The 16,737-nt window shown below is 60.8% G+C and carries 17 protein-coding genes; 1 reads left to right on the top strand and 16 read right to left on the bottom strand.

Going from position 1 to position 16,737, the window contains the following annotated elements:
* Window positions 1–39 precede the first annotated feature (39 nt).
* Window positions 40–2,310 (bottom strand): bifunctional 23S rRNA (guanine(2069)-N(7))-methyltransferase RlmK/23S rRNA (guanine(2445)-N(2))-methyltransferase RlmL, encoded by a 2,271-nt coding sequence (rlmKL, locus tag BLU85_RS02990; RefSeq protein WP_092197456.1) that lies wholly within the window; start codon window positions 2,308–2,310, stop codon window positions 40–42.
* Between the two features lie 531 nt (window positions 2,311–2,841).
* Here rlmKL and rmf point away from each other — a divergent pair.
* The gene (gene rmf / locus BLU85_RS02995; protein WP_003223300.1) at window positions 2,842–3,057 is read left to right on the top strand and encodes a ribosome modulation factor; all 216 of its coding nucleotides are present in this window, start codon (window positions 2,842–2,844) and stop codon (window positions 3,055–3,057) included.
* A 348-nt stretch (window positions 3,058–3,405) separates the two neighbouring features.
* On the opposite strand, the gene BLU85_RS03000 is transcribed toward rmf, so the two are convergent.
* The 15 genes from BLU85_RS03000 to sctE all read right to left on the bottom strand — a co-directional run bounded on the left by BLU85_RS03000 (window position 3,406) and on the right by sctE (window position 16,737).
* Window positions 3,406–4,425 carry a quinone-dependent dihydroorotate dehydrogenase gene (locus BLU85_RS03000; RefSeq protein WP_092197458.1) on the bottom strand — a complete coding sequence of 340 codons (1,020 nt, stop codon included), beginning with the start codon at window positions 4,423–4,425 and terminating at the stop codon, window positions 3,406–3,408.
* Between the two features lie 96 nt (window positions 4,426–4,521).
* Window positions 4,522–5,892, bottom strand: a complete 1,371-nt coding sequence (locus BLU85_RS03005) for a hypothetical protein (RefSeq protein WP_092197460.1) — start codon at window positions 5,890–5,892, stop codon at window positions 4,522–4,524.
* Window positions 5,893–5,943: 51 nt separating this feature from the next.
* Window positions 5,944–6,381, bottom strand: coding sequence for a hypothetical protein (locus BLU85_RS03010; protein ID WP_092197462.1), 438 nt, complete (start codon window positions 6,379–6,381; stop codon window positions 5,944–5,946).
* Window positions 6,371–7,072, bottom strand: coding sequence for an oxygen-regulated invasion protein OrgB (locus BLU85_RS03015; protein ID WP_092197464.1), 702 nt, complete (start codon window positions 7,070–7,072; stop codon window positions 6,371–6,373). Before BLU85_RS03015 ends, BLU85_RS03010 begins: the two co-directional genes overlap by 11 nt.
* Window positions 7,044–7,610 carry a secretion system protein gene (locus BLU85_RS03020; protein ID WP_092197466.1) on the bottom strand — a complete coding sequence of 189 codons (567 nt, stop codon included), beginning with the start codon at window positions 7,608–7,610 and terminating at the stop codon, window positions 7,044–7,046. Before BLU85_RS03020 ends, BLU85_RS03015 begins: the two co-directional genes overlap by 29 nt.
* On the bottom strand, window positions 7,597–8,319 hold the full coding sequence (locus tag BLU85_RS03025) for an EscJ/YscJ/HrcJ family type III secretion inner membrane ring protein (RefSeq protein WP_092197468.1): 723 nt from the start codon (window positions 8,317–8,319) through the stop codon (window positions 7,597–7,599). Before BLU85_RS03025 ends, BLU85_RS03020 begins: the two co-directional genes overlap by 14 nt.
* Window positions 8,316–8,621, bottom strand: a complete 306-nt coding sequence (gene sctI / locus BLU85_RS03030) for a type III secretion system inner rod subunit SctI (RefSeq protein WP_092197470.1) — start codon at window positions 8,619–8,621, stop codon at window positions 8,316–8,318. Before sctI ends, BLU85_RS03025 begins: the two co-directional genes overlap by 4 nt.
* A 60-nt stretch (window positions 8,622–8,681) precedes the next feature.
* Window positions 8,682–8,942 (bottom strand): type III secretion system needle filament subunit SctF, encoded by a 261-nt coding sequence (sctF, locus tag BLU85_RS03035; protein WP_092197472.1) that lies wholly within the window; start codon window positions 8,940–8,942, stop codon window positions 8,682–8,684.
* Window positions 8,943–8,949: 7 nt separating this feature from the next.
* The gene (locus BLU85_RS03040; RefSeq protein ID WP_092197474.1) at window positions 8,950–10,125 is read right to left on the bottom strand and encodes a PrgH/EprH family type III secretion apparatus protein; all 1,176 of its coding nucleotides are present in this window, start codon (window positions 10,123–10,125) and stop codon (window positions 8,950–8,952) included.
* A gap of 249 nt (window positions 10,126–10,374) precedes the next feature.
* A complete protein-coding gene (locus BLU85_RS03045) occupies window positions 10,375–10,869 on the bottom strand; it encodes a transglycosylase SLT domain-containing protein (protein WP_092197476.1) in 495 nt (164 codons plus the stop codon).
* Window positions 10,866–12,047, bottom strand: a complete 1,182-nt coding sequence (locus BLU85_RS03050) for a winged helix-turn-helix domain-containing protein (protein ID WP_256572822.1) — start codon at window positions 12,045–12,047, stop codon at window positions 10,866–10,868. Before BLU85_RS03050 ends, BLU85_RS03045 begins: the two co-directional genes overlap by 4 nt.
* A gap of 339 nt (window positions 12,048–12,386) precedes the next feature.
* Window positions 12,387–12,644, bottom strand: a complete 258-nt coding sequence (locus BLU85_RS03055; RefSeq protein ID WP_092197480.1) for an acyl carrier protein — start codon at window positions 12,642–12,644, stop codon at window positions 12,387–12,389.
* A 79-nt stretch (window positions 12,645–12,723) separates the two neighbouring features.
* The gene (locus tag BLU85_RS03060) at window positions 12,724–13,827 is read right to left on the bottom strand and encodes an IpaD/SipD/SspD family type III secretion system needle tip protein (protein ID WP_092197482.1); all 1,104 of its coding nucleotides are present in this window, start codon (window positions 13,825–13,827) and stop codon (window positions 12,724–12,726) included.
* Window positions 13,828–13,841: 14 nt separating this feature from the next.
* Entirely contained in the window at window positions 13,842–14,819 is a 978-nt protein-coding gene (locus BLU85_RS03065) for a cell invasion protein (protein ID WP_371914221.1), read from the bottom strand.
* 148 nt (window positions 14,820–14,967) lie between these two features.
* Entirely contained in the window at window positions 14,968–16,737 is a 1,770-nt protein-coding gene (gene sctE / locus BLU85_RS03070) for a type III secretion system translocon subunit SseC family protein (protein ID WP_092197486.1), read from the bottom strand.

A 16,737-nucleotide genomic window follows, 5' to 3' on the forward strand; every position in this document is an offset into this window, starting at 1 on the left:
CTTGAATTACAAGGCTTCATGGATCCAATCAGCCTTCGATCAACGGGCCATGATCTTCCAGGCACGGTGGATCTTGCCGTTGCGGGCAAAATCCGGATCAATGGTCTTGGCGGTGATCTCCTCCACCGCGTAGCGCTCGCCGAGATTGTCCTCGAGCTGGAACTTGCGGAAGTTGTTGGAGAAATACAGCACACCGCCCGGGGCCAGGCGTGCCATGGCCAGGTCCAGCAACTGGACGTGGTCGCGCTGCACATCGAACACGCCTTCCATGCGCTTGGAGTTGGAGAAGGTCGGCGGGTCGATGAAGATCAGGTCGTACTCGTCACGACTGGCTTCCAGCCAGGCCATCACGTCGCCCTGTTCCAGGCGGTTCTTGTCGGAAAAACCATTGAGCGACAGGTTGCGCCGCGCCCAGTCCAGGTAGGTTTTCGACAGGTCGACACTGGTGGTGCTCCGAGCGCCACCCTTGGCAGCGTGGACGCTGGCGGTCGCGGTGTAGCAGAACAGGTTGAGGAAGCGCTTGCCGGCCGCCTCTTTCTGGATCCGCAGGCGCATCGGCCGATGATCCAGAAACAGCCCGGTGTCCAGGTAGTCGGTGAGGTTGACCAGCAGCTTCACGCCGCCTTCGTTGACCTCGGTGAACTTGCCCTGGGCGCTCTGGCGCTCGTACTGCTTGGTGCCGCTCTGACGCTCGCGGCGCTTGATCACCACACGGTTCTTGTCGACGTTCAGTGCCTGGGGAATGGCCGCCAGGGCGTCGAACAAGCGGGCCGAGGCCTTTTCCGGGTCGATGGACTTGGGCGCGACGTACTCCTGGACGTGAACCCAGTCGTGGTACAGGTCGATGGCCATGGAATACTCCGGCATGTCGGCATCGTAGACCCGGTAGCAGTCCACACCTTCACGCTTGGCCCATTTACTCAGCAACTTGAGGTTCTTTTGCAGGCGATTGGCGAACATCTGCCCGCCTTCGCTCAACCGCGCCTGCTCGACCACCGGGGCCGGTGCCGGAGCCGGTTTGATCGGGTTGCCGTTCTTGTTGTACTGGCGCTCTTGCGGTACTTCAGGGGCCTGATCGTAGGCGGCCTGTTCGCGCTCGGCCTGGCGTTGCTCCGGGGTGCGACGCTCGCCGGTGACGAACTGATCCGGCAGGACCTTGATCAACAGCAGCTTGCACGGCAAGGCGCCGTTCCAGAACGAATACTGCTTGTGGCTGCGAATGCCCATGCGCTTGCCCAGGTCTGGCGCGCCGGTGAACACCGCCGCCTCCCAGTTCAGGCAGGCCTGGCGCAGACGCTCGCCGAGGTTCTGGTAGAGGTAAAGCAGGCTGGCTTCGTCGCCCAGACGCTCGCCGTACGGCGGGTTGCAGATCACCAGGCCTTTCTGGTTCTGGTCCGGACGCGGCTCGAAGGTGGCGACTTCGCCCTGGTAGATCTTGATCCACTCGCTCAGGCCCGCACGCTCGACGTTGTTGCGGCCCGGCTGGATCAGCCGTGGGTCGGCTTCGTAGCCGCGAATCCACAGCGGCGGCTTGGCCAGCCCGGCGGCGGCGCGGGCGGTAGCCTCTTCGTGGAGTTTCTTCCACAACGCCGGCACATGGCCCAGCCAGGCGGTGAAGCCCCACTGCTGGCGACGCAGGTTCGGCGCCATGTCGGCGGCGATCATGCCTGCTTCCACCAGGAACGTGCCGACACCGCACATCGGGTCGGCCAGCGCGCCGCCCTCAGCGGCAATGCGCGGCCAGCCGGCGCGGATCAGGATCGCGGCGGCGAGGTTTTCCTTCAGCGGCGCTGCGCCTTGCTGCAGGCGATAACCGCGCTGGTGCAGGCTGTGGCCGGAAAGGTCGAGGGAGAGGATCGCTTCACCGCGGTCCAGGCGCAGGTGGATGCGCAGGTCCGGGTTGAGCTTGTCGATGGACGGCCGCTCGCCCGTCGGGGTGCGCAGCTTGTCGACGATGGCGTCCTTGACCTTCAAGGCGCCGAAGTGAGTGTTGTCGATGCCCGAGCCATGGCCGCTGAACTCCACCGCCAGGGTGCCATCGGCCAGCATATGGTCTTGCCAGTCGACATCCAGCACACCGTGGTACAGGTCTTCGGCGTCCTTCATCGGGAAGCGCTTGAGCACCAGCAGCACGCGGTTGGCCAGGCGCGACCACAGGCACAGGCGATAGGCCGTTTCCATATCGGCCATGCCGCGCACGGCCGAGGTGTGCTCGCGCGCCTCTTCAAGGCCAAGCCCGACGGCTTCCTCGATCAGCAGGCCTTCGAGGCCCTTGGGGCAGGTGAGGAAGAGTTCGAAACGATCGGACATGGGATTCCAGAGCCTTTGGCTAAGTGGGCCGGGCAACGCATTGCCGGGCCGGGTTCAGTCAGGTGCTTTTCTCAAGAGCACCCGCGTGGCACGAATGTGTGCCGTGCCGCCCTCGCCGCTCAGGTTAAAAGAGCTTTGATGCGAAGGCAGGTAAAAAATTCTGTGCAACAAATTGTGAAAACTCGCCCCTTTCGTCGAATAGTACCCGAGTGCAACGGGAGGACATTCTCATTCAAGGGAAACCAGTCCCCTTTGGCGCAGGGCCGATCATACAGGGGTCTTGCTCAAAAGCGGTCAACGAACATGAAGTTACTTATCGCCCTAACATCTTTATTGTTACGTGCTTATGACAAAACGATCATTCCATCCCTGTGACGCTTTGGTTAGAACTCAACACAGGTTGACGTCGCAACGGCGTCAACAACCTCGGCTCGTCACGCCGGCAACGAGCCACCAACGGCAGAATGATTCTGCCCCGGCCTCGATAGAGGTCGACGCTAAGTAACAGTCAACAAGTGAGGGAAACACCCTATGAGAAGACTTAAGCGTGATCCGTTGGAAAGAGCATTTTTACGTGGTTACCAATATGGCGTTGGTGGTAAATCCCGTGAGCTTTGCCCCTTTACTCTACCGTCGGTACGTCAAGCCTGGATCAATGGCTGGCGAGAAGGACGCGGCGACAACTGGGACGGTATGACCGGCACTGCGGGTATCCACAGACTCAACGAACTTCACGCCGTCGGCTGACACAGGGCTTAATACTCAAGAACTCGACAATTTGACACCCATATCGATTTAACCACGCACGTCCCATCCGGACGGCGGGCTACGGCCCAGGGGGCTCCTTCGAGGAGCCCTTTTTAATGCTTGGGGTTTATGTCATTGCCTGAGCTGCGAACACCTTTGTGGCGAGGGAGCTTGCTCCCGCTGGGCTGTGCCCTGTAGGAGCTGACGAGTGCAACGAGGCTGCGATCTTGCTCCAGACAATTGAGTCGAGAGCGAACGATCAAGATCAAAAGATCGCAGGCTGCGCCAGCTCCTACAGAGTCCAACGGGAGCAAGCTCCCTCGCCACAAGGGTCCACCCAGCCTTAAGTCAACCCAACGCCGCAATGGCATCCACCGACTCACGGATCAACGCCGGCCCTTTATAGATGAACCCCGAATAGATCTGCACCAGGCTCGCCCCGGCGGTGATCTTCTCGGCGGCATGCTTGCCTTCGGTAATCCCGCCCGCCGCGATGATCGGCAAGCGCCCCGCCAATTCAGCGGCCAGCACCTTCACGGTATGGGTGCTCTTGTCACGCACTGGCGCGCCAGACAAACCACCCGCCTCGTCACCGTGCTCCAGCCCCTCGACACCTTCGCGCCCCAGGGTCGTGTTGGTGGCGATCACCGCGTCCATGCCGGTCTCGATCAGGGCCTGGGCCACCTGGGTGGTCTCCTCGTCGGTCATGTCCGGGGCGATCTTGATCGCCAGTGGCACATGCCGGCCGTGGGTCAATGCCAGTTCCGCGCGACGCCGGGCCAGGTCGGCCAGCAATTGCTTGAGGGAATCACCGAATTGCAGGCTGCGCAGCCCCGGGGTGTTGGGGGAGCTGACGTTGACGGTCACGTAGCTGGCGTGGGCATAGACCTTGTCCAGGCAGATCAGGTAGTCGTCGACGGCCCGCTCCACTGGCGTGTCGAAGTTCTTGCCGATGTTGATGCCCAGCACGCCTTGGTACTTGGCCGCTGCGACGCGAGCCAGCAGATGGTCGACACCCAGGTTGTTGAACCCCATGCGATTGATGATCGCCTCGGCTTGCGGCAGGCGGAAGATCCGGGGCTTGGGGTTGCCCGGCTGTGGTCGTGGGGTAACGGTGCCGATTTCGACGAAACCGAAACCCAACTGGGCGAAGCCGTCGATGGCCGCGCCATTCTTGTCCAGGCCCGCCGCCAACCCGACCGGGTTGGGAAACGCCAGGCCCATGACCGTCACCGGCAACTTCGCCGGCGCCTTGCACAGCAAACCGTTGAGGCCCAAACGTCCGCCCGCGCCGATCAGGTCCAGGGACAGATCGTGGGAGGTTTCCGGGGAAAGTTTGAACAACAGCTGACGGGCCAGGGTGTACATGGGTGGGTTTGACTCGATCGACGAAATGAGGCGCGGATTATAGCCGGGGTGAAGGGATGGGAGCGAGCAGCCGATGGCGGCTGCTCCCGGGTTGAATCAAGACGTGGTCGTTTCCTGCAGAGTATAGGTATTGCCGGTTTGTTTCAGGTTGGCAAAGATGAGTGGAAAATAAAGAACCGTCATCATTATGGCGAAACAGCCATTGAGCATACGGCCCTGGGTATCGTCTCCGAACTGGGATTCACTCAATATGGCCGCTATCGCACCTAGGAACAGGGTGAGAGTATGCCCAAACGATAGACGTACCCCCGCAACATTCACGAATGCATCGGCCAATTGCGTCCTGGTGGGCCACTGAACACCAGCGCGCACCTCCAAGTCCACTTGTCGTAAAGACTCAGGATCAGAAAAGACCGAATCCAGCCCTCGCTGGGGTGATAGCACATGCCAACTTTTGCAGACAATCAAAGTAGCCACATCGGCTACCATTCCGAGCGCGTTCAGCCCGGCTTGAATAGCGTCCGCCCCGAAATCGTGACCAAGCTCCCCGGCTGCCCTGGCAGGCCCACTCAGTGGCATGACCTTTCCCAGCTCCGCCAAAGCAAATTGACCTGCGCCATAAGCCGCTGCCGTCACCGCAGTTGACGCTGCGTTCGCGGGACCTGCGTTGTCTTTCAAAGGAAAGAAGGATTGAGCCACCGCCCGAGCCATGATGTAGACGACTCCACCGGTCAATGTTGGGAAAAGCTTTGACGCCGCTCCCGTGAGAACGGCCGCGACCGAGCCTCCCAGCGCAGCAGACGCTATGCACAAATTCCCCAACCGAGACTTCCAGGTCGCCTCCCCTGCCATCTCCCTGCGGACAGCCCCCATCAGCGTCAATGCCGGCCCCATCATTGCCAGCGCAACGGTCGCCCATGCCCGCGTGGCCTCAGGTGTATCACCTTCGCGCAGAGCGTGTTCGACGTGATAGCCAACGTACTGCCGCAAACAAGTGGCCAGCGCAATGATCAAGCCCGTGTGCCCAGCGACATTCAGCAGATTGAGCCCTGGCCCCTTGGCGGCTTCGAGCAGTTCCATGCCAGCCTCAAGTACTTCCTTCAAGCGATCTACACGGCTTTCGGCGCCAGTAGTGCCCCCTTCGCCGATTAAATTAAAAATTCCGCTGTTTTCAGGATCAGCGGGCATTTCACCCGATTCAATAAAATGCTCAATTCGTTTTTTCGCATCTACATCCAGCTGTCCCAGATTCTCATTGCACTCCTGAAAGAAAGGCTCCGTTGCGCGACTTAAAAGCTCAAAGGCCGCTTTGACTTGCCTGGGTGATCCCAACTCGCTCGGTTGAAATCCCGTAACGTTCAACATCGCGGGATCAAGCTTCTCTAGAGGCCCTGCTGAGGTATTTGAAACCGAAACAACGTCGTTCCGAGCCGCAGCGGGTATGCCGGCCCCTCCTGTAATTTGCATGGTCAATTTCTCCTTGTAGTTTGATCAACAGCCAAATTTGCCGAGCGTTACTCACCACTCACTCTTCTCCCAAGCCTCATCCCCCATAGGCTGAAACACATCCCGCATAAACCCTTTAACAAACAGGTCCACCGCAAACGCCAGACCATTGGCACCGCTGACCTCCCGGTAAAGCTGCGACTTTTCCAACCCCTGCTCCTTCAACCGAACCAGCACCTGCAGCGTGACCGCCATCAGCGCCTGGGCGGTGGGATAGGCCGCCGTTTCGCCGTCTGCTCCCCGCAGTGCACGGAGGAACTCATGAATGGCCTTCTCACCCTGCCCTTCCATCGCCAGCAGCACCTGATACAGATGCTCGAACTCAGGGTCCGGACGTTTGCCCTGGCTCGTTCCCTGATGGGCGGCCAACAGGCGCGACTCCAGGCTCCGCACCGCAGCATCCGCGCCGCGCTCAAAGGCGATTGGAGCGATCGACGATTCAATCTTCATGGTCGTGCATCGCCTCGGCCGCCTGCCCGGTGAAGCTTGAGCACAACGCTTCAAGCGCCTGGGTCGCCCCTTGGTCCAGGATGCGAACCGTCTCAGGCAACTGCGCAATGCGCGCCATCAAGCGGGGCTCCAGGCGTTGCCGGGTGGCTTCAACGTCGAACTCCAGCAGTTGATCGCCAAGCCGCAGCACGTAGCGGTTGTGCGGGTGGTAGTGCACGAGCAGGTCGCCGGTCCACAACGGGCGCAGGCGTTCGCGCCATTCATCGCCGCGTTCCCGGCAATGCTGCGGCAACAGCAGGTGCAGTACCGCGCCCGTCTCGCCCGGTTGCGCGGTAAGCCAGCGCTGGAGCATTTCATCCAGCCACTGGGGTTGCTCCAGGGCTTGGGCGAGCAGGTCCCGGGCAGCCTGAGCCAGCGCGTTGCGCAATTGCAGGCCCAGCGATTGTCCGTTCCGCAAGCCTTCGGCCAGATGCCCGGTGGCGCGCAGAATGCCTTCGGCATACCCCCTTTGGAATGCCTCGGCATGCAGCGCTTGCGCATCGCGCTGAGCCTGCTCGATGCACTCACGCGCCCGACGCCGGGCTTCGAGTTGCAAGGCATGGCGACGACGGGCGGCGACGATGTCTTCGCGAGCCAGGCGCACGTCTTCGCCCACAGGCAGGTCAGCCAGGGAGCGGATGGAGTCGAGCATGCTGTACCGCCAGAAAGAAAAGGGTTGGGTCGGGTTGCGTGAGCGGCCAGTGCCGCTGCAATTGCACGACAGGCGCGGAGAATTGCAGGGCCAGGCGTTCGAACAACGGCGCGGGGACCTGTTCGTGCCAGCTCCACAGGGCATTGAGGCCGGCCGCTTCGACCTGCTCCAGCGAAACGGCGGGGCACTGGAGTGCGAGGTCGCCTCGAAGGCCCAGGCTGTAACTGGCGAATCGCCGGACCGGCATTGGCAGGCACGCCAACGCCGCGCCCCGAGCCAAACCGTGCCGCAAGCGATAGGCGCCCAGCAGCCAGGCGATGTAGGGCAACTGCCACCAATGACGAACCCATTGTTTCGCCACGCCACTTAACCTAATCGACGGCCACGGCCCTTGCAGTTGCAGACCCTCGAGCACGATCCGGTTGAGCACGCTGCGCGCCTGGGGCCCGTCGAATCCCGCCGGCAGCACCAGGCGCCGAGGGTGCAGATACCCCAGGGGCTCGGCGAGAATCCCTTGCAAGCGGTCAATGTCCGACATCACGCCGCCCTGCCCTGGCCTGTTGATAAGCCCAGGCGCCGCCGCCAACCAACAGCAATCCCCCCGTCGCGGCCAGCAGCCACGGCCAACTCGACGCACCCCGGGAGACGATCGCGGTCGGCGCCACATGCTGGGTCTCGGAGCGCCTGGACAGCACCACCGAAACGTTCTCGTATTCCACGGCGGCAAAGCTGTTCTTGAGGAAGCGCTTGATGTCGGTAATGAGCAACTGCGGTTCGACATCCCGCTCATGCACCACTAGCGCCGCGAGATGAACAGGCGGCGACTTGCGCCCACCCTCGCCTGCATCCAGGTCGTAACTGACATGGACCCGGGCTGAAACCACACCTTCGAGCATCGCCAGCGACTGTTCGATACGCTGCTCCAACGCCGAGTACAACCGGGCTTTTTCCGCACGGGGCGAAGCCACCAAGGCGTCGCTGGGGAACATTTCGGCCACCTGCAGGCGTGGCCGGGAAGGCAGCGAATAGAGATTGAGCAGGTCGACGGCGGCGGAAAAATCCAACGGGTCGATCTTCACCGCGTAGCCGGCTTTGCCGGTGTCGATTTTCACCGCCGTGATGTTGTTGCGTTGCAGGACCGACAGCACTTCATTGGCCTGGTGCTGGTCCAGCCCTTCCAGCAGAGTCGGCTGGCGACAGCCCGACAGCAGCAGGCACGACAACAGCAGCAAGACAACCGGCCTCATGACGCACGCAACAGGGTTTCTGCGGTGCCGACCGCCTTGCGCACCAGCACGTTGAGCAAATTGATATCCACGTTGTATTGCCCTGTCAGCTCCTGCAGTTGGGCCAATACCTCGGGGTTGCCGATGTCCGGACGCTGCAGCAACTGGTTAATGGCCGCGACCTCGCGCCCGCTGTCCACGGCCGAAGCGGCAAACGCCCCGATCAACCGCGCTTCAAGGGAAACGACTGGGCCTTCCTGCGGACCGTCCAGTTCAACGAGGCTCGCACCGTGGACAAGGGCAGGAGAAAAATCGGCAGGCATACAATGCACTCATGAAAAGGGCCATCCCCTCAGGCAATGGCCGGTCGAAAGGAACCCGCGTCAACGAGCCGCCTGGATAATCGCCATGTCGATATCCTTGAAACCCTTGATCGTGTTGGTCTGGGCGTTGCGGAACACCGTGTACGACGAAAACGCCGTCTGATAAGCCGCCAGTAGCCCCGGGTCCGAAGCATCGGTTTTGAGCTTGTCCAGTGCAATGTCCAGGGCCTCCTTGAGCTTCTGCGCGCCGTCTTCAAATGCCTGCGCCTGCTCGCCGAGAAAATCATCGGGAAATGTGATGGGGAGTCCGATACCAGCCATGCGTCACCTACTCTGTCTGATTTAGAAAATGCCAGGACGAGGACCCCGTCTTGACGTAGCCCTGGGGGCCGGTTTGAAACGACTTGCCCTTGAGCGAGTCGTCCTTGAGCGCGACAGTGAAATGCACGTAGCGATCACCCCATTGCCGGTAAAAACTGTCGACATACTGGCGAGCGGCGGCCAGTTCGGAATCCTGCAGGTTGCCCTCGACGGCGAACGTGACGCCGTCCTCGTGCTCGACCCGATTGAAGGCCAGTGCAAGACGCTGCAAACCGGCCTGTGCAAGACCGGCCAGCAGTTGGTCATCCTGTTCTTGCAGCAGGACGTCGCGGGCATAAGGCGCCGCCGCGCGCAACGTATCAATCAGGCTTGCCTGCCGGTCGGGCGTCAGCAGGTTGCGTTGCCCACTGAGTAGCAGGCGCGGCAACGCTGGATCCCTGAGATCGAGGAAATGCCAGGCCAATTGCGGATCGTGGTCGATCAACACCTGCTCCAGTCGGCGGCGCTCCTGGTCCGTCACCAACACCCTGCCGTCCAGGGTGCCGTGGCGCGCCAGCACCTGTCGGCTCCAACCGGCATCACGCTCGGAAGCCACGAATACGTAGACCGAACGATCACGCCCCGGCAGCACCTGGACCTGCGCACTGGCGCCGCCAATCAACGCACGGACATCGGTTTCAGGCGCGGTCCCCGGCATGGTCCAGAAACCGACCACTACGACCGACGCCATCAATGCCAGCCCACAGCCGGCCCAGCGCAGCCAGTGACCACGGCCATCGATGAACGCAGTGGCAGCGGTTGGTGACAAGGGGGATGGGTCGAGACACTCGGCACGCCAAGCTTGATCCTCGGGACGCAAGGCAATGTGCAAGGCACCGATCTGCACCCGGGTCTGAAACCCGCAGTGGCGTACCGCGACTGAATCGCCGAGCAGCCGCACCGGCAAGCCGTCCGCCGTGGCCTGGTCGGCCAGCACCTCGAAATTGCAGCCGCCCGCCTCCAGAGGAACGAAGATGGCTTCCTCGGGAACGCTGGCCCCTGGCGCGCCGTTCCCGAGCCAATCCACAGGCCCGACCACGAACAGGGTCGGGCCTTCGCCAAGCGGGAATTCGCAGCCCTGCAGCGGACCATTGAGTATCCGCAGAACGCAAGGCTGTAGCGTGGTGGCCGTCGGGACTGTCACCGTCCAAGCTCCAGGGCAATGGAATGAGCCGCCATGGTAGGCACCCCGAAAACAGGCTTCCTGATCGAAATCTGCCGGTTGCGCCTTGCAGGGGATCAGATTCCCGTATCGACCTTTTCAGGAAGTATCACGCCCCTGCGGCAGGCTCATTGTGCCGAGGGAGCTTGCTCCCGCTGGGGCGCGAAGCGGCCACAGAACCTGGCGACACAATAGGGCCACCTGTTAAGTGATTTTGGGAAGGCTGTTCGCTCATCCACCTGACACATCGACCAACGATCGCTCTGGCTGGCCTTGAGTCAGCACTCGATAGCGCCGCCAGACCTTGCGCGCATAGCGCAATCGCGCGACCTGGCGATGGGGTGAGTTGCCCGCGTTGTAGGCACCGACCGCCGTCCAGTTATAGCCGTAGCGCGCGATGAACCCGGCCAGTACCTGCGCACCGACTTCCACCGACAGGCAAGGCTCCTGCAACAGACGCTGCTCGGTGATGCCCTGGGCCTTCAATCGAGGCAGGTGGATACTGTTGATCTGCATCAGGCCGATATCGCGGGTGCCATTGCTGTTGTGGTGGACGGCATCCGGCAGCATGTCCGACTCGACTGCGGCAATCGCTTGCAGCAACTCGGGTTCGATGGCATGCAATTGCCCCGCCTCGCTCCAGCACCAGGCCTGCGCCTGGGTCATGCCAAGCCCTAGACCAAGGCACATCGGCAGGCATAGCCATTTGTTCCCGCGCCGCTTCATGCCAGACGCCGCTCGCTGATCCACGTCAGCTGTTCATGAATGCGCACCCGCAGGATCTGCGCCCGGACACAGCCCGGATCATGTTGCAGGCACTGCTCGATCATCCGCGCCGCCTGCTCGTTGCGTTGCCAGAACCAGTGATGCCAGGCCTGAAAATACAGCACGTCAACCTGATCGGCCGACCACAGGCAGCGACGGAACAGCACCTCGGCCGCTTGCTCGCAGCCGCGCAAACTGGTGAGCAATGCCAGGCGCATCAATGCCGGGATGCTGCCCGGATCCAGCGCCAAGGCATTGGAAACCGCCGAGTGAGCCTCTTCGATGACGTGCCCCTGATCCCCTTGGCCCATCAGCAACTGCCCCAACCACACATCCGCCAGGCCGCACCAGGGCGGCGCGTAGCCGGCGTCGAGTTTCAAACACTGCCTGAACAGCACCTGGGCATCGCGCAGGCTTTGCACCGTGTGTTGTTGCACGCTGCATAACCCATTGAGATACGCCACCGCCACCGGATAGGACCCGCAGCGATCACCGACAGGACGCAGCCCCGGTACGCGCTGGGCAACCAGGCATGTCAACGCACCCAGTGCCTCCCCCGGATCCCAGGCATCCAGCGTCTGACCGTGCAGCAAGGCCTGGTCGCGTCCACGAATCAACTCGATCGACCAGTGCTGCAAGCCGCCCGCAGCGATAAAACGACCGTTCAAGCAATAATCCGCCGACAACTGCCCGGCCACCGACCGCACGTCGTCCAAAGCCCCGCAGGCCGCGATCAGCCCCGAGGGAATGACATGCAATGCCTCGCCGAACGCCGTGGTCAGTTGGCGGATCATCAGATCCTGCAGATCCAGCGCCGCGATCTCGTCCAGATTGCGAAACGGCAAAACCGCCAGCGAAGGCGCCACCGCCCTCGCCTCGCCCGGTACGTCGAGCTCGACCACGGAACCGGTGAACCGATAACCCTGGCCGTAAACCGTCGCAATGTAGCCCTTGTTCTCCTTGAACAACTTGCGCAACGCATAGATACAACGGGTCAAAGACTCCTCCGCCGCATCCATCCGGGGCCAGACCCGGTCCAGCAAACAATCCTTGCTGACCACCGTGCCCGCCGACATCAACAACAGGCGCAGCACGTGCAGCTCTTTGGGTGGAACATGAACGCCTTGTCCATCTCGCATCAGCGTTCCATCGCTTTGCAATAGCCAGTGGTCAAAAACGAATGACTTGACCGGCGGTTGATCAGTTGCACTGTCCATACTTTGAAACTTCTCTATAGAAAGTTACTGAAGCGCGATCGAGCCTGTGGGTGTGACAGGCTCGGGATGACGAGCTGCTTGACTATAGGAAGATGCGTAGGAGGATTCCGTAGGCCACTGAACGTTATTAACGTAGGAAACAGCGACGAGAACCGTAGGAGGCACTCAATAAAATCAAGATATAAAACTTAACCACATCGGAAAGGGCGAATAAACACGGCAATGAATAGTCAAAACGCTTTGCCCCCCGTATAGATCCCATCAAGGGCTATTCCCTATATGCCTCTGCACCGAATCGACTACATCCTGCACTGTCCTCCACGCCTCCACCTCATCTTCGGACAGCTCGATACCGAACGCGTTATTCAACTCCAGGACAAGCTCGACCAGGCTCATGGAATCGATAAACAGGTCCTCGACCAACCGCGAGAAACCGCCAATGACCCGATCACCACGGGGAATACCAAGCGCCAATGATTTGATGACGGCCTGAATGCTTTCGCTCAGACTTTCTGACATTTTTCTTTTCTGAAAAAAATCTGGCAGGCGCGGAACAGTACACGCCATACCAGATTGAATATGCAGCCGTTGCTCGATCTTAGAAGTTCAACATCGCCCGCAACATATCCGAATACTGATTCAAATGCGCCGACAAGGTCTTATTGAAATTGTCATGGTAAGCGTTGGCATTCGAATACTTCTGCGTGAAGGACTGCAATCTGTTTTTCAGAAGTTCCTCCTGGGCGTTGAAGCCGGTTTGCCAGGCGTTGAATGCGGCCGTATCGAGCTTTACCTTGTCGCCATAATCCTTCAGCCCGTCGTGCATCACATTCAAAGGCCCGATATCGATGACCACGCACCAGGGACCGTTCGGCTTGGGATTCTGCTGAAGGCAACTGTCAGGCAGGCCCAGCGCCTTGAGCCATTTTTCCGCGTCTTCCTTGCTCGCTCCGGTATCGGGGGGTGCCGGAAAGAGCATGGCAGCCGGGTTGGGCAGGGAATATTTCGCAATCAGTTTTTCCAGTGCCTCGCGCAACGGGCCCGCACTTAACTCGACCTCTTTGCCGTCGTTAACCCCTTCGACCCAATCCTTCATCATCGCGGTGATTTCGGTGTTGAAGTCGGAGAAGAAGTCCGAATAGGCCGAGATGATGTGCTCGTAGCCGGCGAGGTAGCCGTTCTTGATCAGGTCGATCAGTTCCAGGAGCTTTTCGAAGAAGTCATTCGAGGAATTGATCGAGGCATCCAGGGCCTCGGCGATTTCCGGAGGTGCGCTCTGCTCGATGGACTGCTTGAGGCTGCGCAATATTTCGCTTTGTTGGTCATCGAGTTGCTGGCGCTGTGTTTCATTCAGCGGCGCCGTTTCCAGGGTGTGGGCTATCACGGCGCAGCATTGGCGCAATTGCAGGGTCCACATTTCGGCGCGAATACGCTTGGCGTGGGTCTGTTTGACGAAACTCGCCAGGGCGCCTTTCTCCGGCCCCTCGGCTGCCAGGCGCTCGGCGGCCCGGGTGATTTCCTGCGAGCAGATCAGCGCACGCACCAGATGACGATCGAGGGTCTTAAGCGAGCGCCCCAAAGACGCCGCAGGGTTTGCGACGACTGGATTGACAGCCGGCATTTCAGGCGATGTCGGTGAAGGGCTCGCAGTGTCCAGCTCGATGGGCTGCGGGTGGGTGGATGTGGAACCGTGAATGATCATCAGGTCAGGTCCTCTCAAGCCGTCAGGCTACGAATGACGTCGGCACGGGACTGGAACAGCTGCATCACAATCTCCATCAGTTTTTGCAACAACGCCGCTTCGGCTGCGTCCTTCTGGCTGACTTCGTCGCTCAGGGCTTTCTGGCTGTTCTGTGCGCTTTGTTGCAGAACATCCTTCTCACGGGCGGTGTGCTCGCTCAAGCCAACGAGCTTGGACAGCACTTGCCCCAGGTTCATCGACATGGCGCTGAGGGCGCGGCCAATCTCCAGCTTCTTTTCGATGCCTTTGCTGCCCATCTGGCTCAGCCAGTCGGAGGTTTGGGCGACCTTCTGGGCCTTGAGGATTTCAGCGTCGAACCAAGCCTGTTGCTCCGTCGTCAGTGACGAGCCCTTGGGTTGGAAATCGACCGTCTTGAGGCGGCCGAAATCATCGAACGTGTTGATCTTGTACTGGGTTTGCGGATCCCAGTCGTCACGATAGCGATCACGCTTGAGGTCGCGCTCAAGGTTACCGGCCTCCATCGCGTTGCGTTTGTGCAGATTGATATCCGCATGCTTGAGGCTATGACCGTGCAAGGTCTTGACCATGGCGAACCCGGCAACGGCCCCGGAGACGACTGCCCCGGTGATGGCGCTGTACAACGCTGCCTGGCCGGACTCGATAATCGCCGCGCCCTGGGCCTTGGCCGCCTCGGAAGCCATGACGGTGAAATGGCCGCGCAGTTGCGCGTTGGTCACGCGGGCAACGTTCAGCGCAATGATCGCGGCCACCAAAACATTGGCGTGTTTTTCCCAGGCACCTGGGTCGAATATCAGGTCGTTGCGTACTTCATCGTTGAGCAGCGTCAAAGCAACGGCCAGGTCCTCCCAATCCGATTGAGTGGGCTGGTAGGCATCGATTGCATTTTCCAGCTCCAGCGCTGAGGGCGCGATGAAACTCTCGTTGCGCAGGATTTGCTTTTTGGTGATTTGGTCGAGGACCGCCGGGCTCAAATGGGACTTACTTTTAAGCCCCTTGGCAAACTGTTCCTGAGTAATCAGCTCGCTCAGCCCTGCGCCACTGACTGAATCAGATTTAAGCAAAACGCTGGGGGTTGGTGCATGAATAGTGGTCATCGTAGATACCTGTTACCAATGGGTTTCAAATACGCCGAGCCATTTGCAGGCTGGCGGAATGGCTGCGTTGCAGATCGGCGAATACCTGTTCGATCTGGCGGGTTCGTTCCTGCATCGCCTGGCCGTAGTTCTCGACCACCTGAGTGAGGTAGGCGCTGATTTCCTCGCTGATCGCCATGCGCACGCGCACATCCGCCAGGTGCACGGCCGCCTGGGCCTGGTGGTGGCCGCTTTTGATTTGCATTGCGCCTTGCGCGGCGACATGACCGAATTCGGTGAGGGCCTGGGCGACTTCCAGCTTCGCGGCGTAACCCGCCAGCTTGACTGCATCGGCGCCGTTGGTGATGAACCCGCGCAGTTGCGTGAGCATTTGCGTCAGGGTGTTGCCGACCGACGTCGCCACCTGCTTCATGGCTTGCATCGCGGCAGGAGTGGCCTGGGAGGCCACCGAAGCCAGTTTCGAGGCGACGGCGCTGGCCGCCGGCCCGGCCACCTGCGCCCCGGCGACGGCCACCAGGGCGACCGCCGCCAGTGTCGAGACAACGCCCTGGATCATGCCGCCGATGTGCCCGATTTCCTTGGCCTTTTCCTCGTCGACCCCCAGATCTATCAGCAGCTGGGTGTAGATCTCGGAGAACCGCTTGATGGCTTCTTGCATGACGACGGTCAGCGGTTTCATGGCTTCGGCCGTGAACGACTTGCCGGTTTCCTTCTCGACTATCGCATCGGCAGACATGATCGCAATGCCAACCACCCCTGCCACGATCAGCGGCACGCAGCCGGTCAGGACCCCGGCTACGATGGCGACGACGGACAATACCGCGCCGAGGATCTTGCCAATGCAGCCCATGGTTTTCTGTAGGGCCTCGGCCTTGCGGACCTGTTCCAGGTATTTATCCGATTCACGCTGCATGTGCTCCTGAAGTCTGGCCTGCATCTCCTGGAACAGCTCCTGGCTGAGCTCCTCCTTGTTCTGCGCCGCCTCACCGAGCAACTCGATGATCTTCAAGCGGTTGAGCAATGCCAGGGCACTGCTGCTAAGGGCTTTCTCGTCAGTTTCCTTGTTGGCCGGATCACTGACGCTGGAAACCACCACTCTGGCGACGACCCCGCTCAGCGTCCTGGCGAAGGCATTGGCGACCTCGATCAGCTTCAAGTGCGCATCCACGGCCGTGTCGAGAGCCTGGGTGTGGCTCGCCACCTCGCCCTGGAGTCGCTCGCGGCGGGCCAGCTCCTGGACGTACTCAGGCGATTCGGGATCGAGCCGCGCCAGTCGCGCCTCGCTGTCGGCCAGCAGCCCCTGGAAGTGCAGGACGCGTTCGTGCAGCTGGTCGAGCTGTTCCTGACTGTTCCCGACCTGGCCCTCGGCATCGGCCAGCGCCTGGACAGCGGCGGCGTATTCCGCCGAGAGGTTGGCCTGGCCCTGCTGCCTGGCACTGGCCATGCTCTGCAGCATCGCCAGACGGTTTTTCAGTTTGTTGACGTCGACCTCACCGATCAGTTCGCTGATCATCGCCATCAACAGCGTGAACAGGTCACCGTTGGTTTCCTGTTTGTTGCCATCGGCCCGTGGCGGCGGCGCGTGCAACACGGGGCGGCCAGTGCCGGCAGCGAACGGGCCATCGTGCCCCTCGTACTTCACTGACATCAGGTCCGCCAAGGCTTTGCGACCGGCTTCCTGATAATCCGTGGTCCTGGCGGCCTTGCTGGCAGCCGGGCCATATTTTTCAAAGGCTTCGGTGCGGCTCATCCCCCCTGGGAATAGAGCGCTACGGGTGTTTCCAATGTCAGTCAT

The sequence above is a fragment of the Pseudomonas sp. NFACC14 genome (assembly GCF_900106885.1).
Taxonomy (GTDB): Bacteria; Pseudomonadota; Gammaproteobacteria; order Pseudomonadales; family Pseudomonadaceae; genus Aquipseudomonas; species Aquipseudomonas fluorescens_AA.

Excerpts from the sequence above, each read along its gene's own strand:
- BLU85_RS03060 (WP_092197482.1), bottom strand. The coding sequence starts at position 13,827 with ATGATCATTCACGGTTCCACATCCACCCACCCGCAGCCCATCGAGCTG.
- BLU85_RS03055 (WP_092197480.1), bottom strand. The coding sequence starts at position 12,644 with ATGTCAGAAAGTCTGAGCGAAAGCATTCAGGCCGTCATCAAATCATTG.
- BLU85_RS03010 (WP_092197462.1), bottom strand. The coding sequence starts at position 6,381 with ATGAAGATTGAATCGTCGATCGCTCCAATCGCCTTTGAGCGCGGCGCG.
- BLU85_RS03000 (WP_092197458.1), bottom strand. The coding sequence starts at position 4,425 with ATGTACACCCTGGCCCGTCAGCTGTTGTTCAAACTTTCCCCGGAAACC.
- BLU85_RS03045 (WP_092197476.1), bottom strand. The coding sequence starts at position 10,869 with ATGAAGCGGCGCGGGAACAAATGGCTATGCCTGCCGATGTGCCTTGGT.
- BLU85_RS03025 (WP_092197468.1), bottom strand. The coding sequence starts at position 8,319 with ATGAGGCCGGTTGTCTTGCTGCTGTTGTCGTGCCTGCTGCTGTCGGGC.
- sctE (WP_092197486.1), bottom strand. The coding sequence starts at position 16,737 with ATGACTGACATTGGAAACACCCGTAGCGCTCTATTCCCAGGGGGGATG.
- rmf (WP_003223300.1), top strand. The coding sequence starts at position 2,842 with ATGAGAAGACTTAAGCGTGATCCGTTGGAAAGAGCATTTTTACGTGGT.
- BLU85_RS03020 (WP_092197466.1), bottom strand. The coding sequence starts at position 7,610 with ATGTCGGACATTGACCGCTTGCAAGGGATTCTCGCCGAGCCCCTGGGG.
- BLU85_RS03050 (WP_256572822.1), bottom strand. The coding sequence starts at position 12,047 with ATGCGAGATGGACAAGGCGTTCATGTTCCACCCAAAGAGCTGCACGTG.
- BLU85_RS03005 (WP_092197460.1), bottom strand. The coding sequence starts at position 5,892 with ATGCAAATTACAGGAGGGGCCGGCATACCCGCTGCGGCTCGGAACGAC.
- BLU85_RS03015 (WP_092197464.1), bottom strand. The coding sequence starts at position 7,072 with ATGCTCGACTCCATCCGCTCCCTGGCTGACCTGCCTGTGGGCGAAGAC.
- sctI (WP_092197470.1), bottom strand. The coding sequence starts at position 8,621 with ATGCCTGCCGATTTTTCTCCTGCCCTTGTCCACGGTGCGAGCCTCGTT.
- sctF (WP_092197472.1), bottom strand. The coding sequence starts at position 8,942 with ATGGCTGGTATCGGACTCCCCATCACATTTCCCGATGATTTTCTCGGC.
- rlmKL (WP_092197456.1), bottom strand. The coding sequence starts at position 2,310 with ATGTCCGATCGTTTCGAACTCTTCCTCACCTGCCCCAAGGGCCTCGAA.